This is a genomic window from Dietzia cercidiphylli (assembly GCF_014145145.1).
Lineage (GTDB): Bacteria > Actinomycetota > Actinomycetes > Mycobacteriales > Mycobacteriaceae > Dietzia > Dietzia natronolimnaea.
In genome coordinates this window covers 1-2280 of sequence record NZ_JAALEA010000410.1, presented here as the reverse complement: position 1 = coordinate 2280, position 2280 = coordinate 1, and the positions used below count along the sequence as shown (strand labels likewise).

Genomic DNA, 2280 nt, shown 5'->3' with positions numbered 1-2280 from the left:
CCGGGTTGGAGACGGGCCCGTGGGCGCTGCCCGCCAATATCGCGGTGGCCCCGGTGGTGCCTCTGGTGACGGTGCTCGGGACCGCCGCCGCGGCCCTCGGGCCGGTGTGGGAGGACGGGGCCGTCGTGCTGGCGTGGGCGTGCGCCCCGGCGCTGTGGTGGCTCGAGACCGTCGCGGACGTCGCCGTGTCCCTGCCGGGGTCGCCCGACGTGGCGCCCGGGTGATCCCGCGCCTGTGGTGACGGACCTGCGTGGCACGATGTCGGGTGAGTACGACGACGAGGAGCGCCCATGACACCCGGTTCTTCACCCGGCCCGCTGCATCTCGTCCTGGGCGAGGACGAGTTCCTCACCGAGCGCGCCACCGCCGGTGTCGTGGCGGCCGTGCGGGCAGCGGCTCCCGCGGGGGAGGATCCGCCCGTGGTCTCCCGCCTGGGGGGACCGGAGGTCGGTGCACCGCAGCTGTTCGAACTGCTCTCACCGTCGCTGTTCGGCGAGGCCCGGATCGTGGTGATCACCGGTGCCGCGGAACTGGGCAAGGACGCCCAGGCGGCGGTGATGGGGTCCGCCGTCGACCTGCCGGACCAGACGGTCATGGTGGTCCAGCACACGGGCGGGGGTCGGGCCAAGGCGCTCGTACCGGACCTGCGTAAGGCCGGTGCGCAGGAGCACGCGGCCGGCAAGCTCTCCCGCCACATGGACGTGGTGGGATTCGTGCGCTCGGAGTTCCGGGGTCTCGACGTCCGGGTGGCCCCCGAGGCGTGTGAGGCCCTGGTGGAGGCGGTGGGCACGGACCTTCGGCAGCTGGCGTCGGCGTGTGGCCAGCTGGTGGCCGACACCGGGGGGAAGGTCGACGTCGAAGCGGTGCGCCGCTATCACTCCGGGGTCGTGGGGGTCAGCGGGTTCACCGTGGCCGAGCGCGCGGTCACCGGGGATGTGGCCGGCGCGATCGAGGCCCTCGAATGGGCCATGCACACGGGGGTCCCGCACGTCGTGTTGGCGGACGCTCTCGCGGACGCCGTGAACTCGATCGCCATGGTGGGCACCCAAAGGGGCACCCCGCCGGCCGAACTGGCGCGGCAGGGCCTGCCTCCGTGGAAGGTCAAGAAGGTCACCGCGCAGACCCGGTACTGGTCCATCGACACCCTCGGCAGCGCCCTCCAGGTGGTGGCCCGCCTCAACGGCGAGGTCAAGGGGCAGGCGGAGGACACCTCGTACGCGCTCGAGCGGGCGGTGCGGGAAGTGGGCTCACTGGCGGGCGCCGCATAGAACGCGACGAGGGCCCACCACGCGCACTCGATCGGTGCGGGGGTGGGCCCTCGGAGCCTCATCGCGGCGGCTAACGACGCGGGGCTGTGCTCCCCGACGGGGGGAGCGGGTCGCCTCAGAGCGCGTTGACGGCCTTGGCGAGCGACGACTTCTTGTTGGCGGCCTGGTTCTGGTGGATGACACCCTTGGTGGCGGCCTTGTCGAGCTGACGCGAGGTCGCGACGAGGAGGGCGCCGGCCTTGGCCTTGTCGCCGGCCTCGGTGGCCTCACGCAGGCTGCGGATGGCGGAACGCAGAGACGACTTGATCGACTGGTTGCGGAGACGGTTGCGCTCGTTGGTGAGGTTCCGCTTCTTCTGGGACTTGATGTTTGCCACTGGTCACACCTTCGGTCGTGTGTCGACGGCTCCCCGGGGGATCCGGTCGATCTGATGTCATGTCTCTAGTCCGCTCGAACACGCGCAATGCGATCCGGTGGACACCGACGACCCACTTTACCAGCGGCGGCGTCACCGGCCAAAACGCGTGACGGGTGGGCGAGCACCCGGTCGGGCCCGTGTCGGGCTGCCCGCCACCACCGCCCGTCAGCGCCAGCCGTAGTCCGAGCGCAACCGGTCCGCGACCCGGTCGAACGTGGCGCGGGAGCAGACGGCCCCCTCGCGTCGGATTCCCTGTTCGGGCACGTCCAGCACGCGGTCCAGGCGGACCCAGCTCGGTCGGCCCTCCGGGTCCCACGGCCCGGTGCCGAGCCCGAGCCACCCCTCGTCGTCGTCCCGCCTGTCCTGCGAGGAGAGCATGAGGCCGAGCAGTCGATCGCCGTCGCGGCCCACCACCAGGACCGGACGGTCCTGCCCGCGTCCGTCGGCCTCCTCGAACTCGACCCACGTCCACACGATCTCTCCCGGATCGGCCCGACCGTCGAGGTCGGGTGCGTAGGAGACGGTCCGCGCGCGACTCGACGTGGGCACGGTCCCGGACGTGGTGGGTCGTCCCGCTCCCACGGCCCCACGCGG

Annotated in this window: 4 protein-coding genes; 2 read left to right on the top strand and 2 right to left on the bottom strand. The window is 72.2% G+C overall.

Going from position 1 to position 2280, the window contains the following annotated elements:
* Together G6028_RS14125 and holA are read left to right on the top strand one after the other, a co-directional pair.
* On the top strand, nt 1-224 hold a 224-nt coding region (locus G6028_RS14125; RefSeq protein ID WP_182659253.1), incomplete at its 5' end, for a ComEC/Rec2 family competence protein.
* A 66-nt stretch (nt 225-290) separates the two neighbouring features.
* A complete protein-coding gene (gene holA / locus G6028_RS14120) occupies nt 291-1268 on the top strand; it encodes a DNA polymerase III subunit delta (RefSeq protein ID WP_182659252.1) in 978 nt (325 codons plus the stop codon).
* Between the two features lie 115 nt (nt 1269-1383).
* On the opposite strand, the gene rpsT is transcribed toward holA, so the two are convergent.
* Entirely contained in the window at nt 1384-1644 is a 261-nt protein-coding gene (gene rpsT / locus G6028_RS14115; RefSeq protein WP_179524952.1) for a 30S ribosomal protein S20, read from the bottom strand.
* 207 nt (nt 1645-1851) lie between these two features.
* Nucleotides 1852-2280, bottom strand: a 429-nt coding sequence (locus G6028_RS14110; protein ID WP_182659251.1) for a type II toxin-antitoxin system PemK/MazF family toxin, incomplete at its 5' end; no start/stop codon positions are given.

Excerpts from the sequence above, each read along its gene's own strand:
- holA (WP_182659252.1), top strand. The coding sequence starts at position 291 with ATGACACCCGGTTCTTCACCCGGCCCGCTGCATCTCGTCCTGGGCGAG.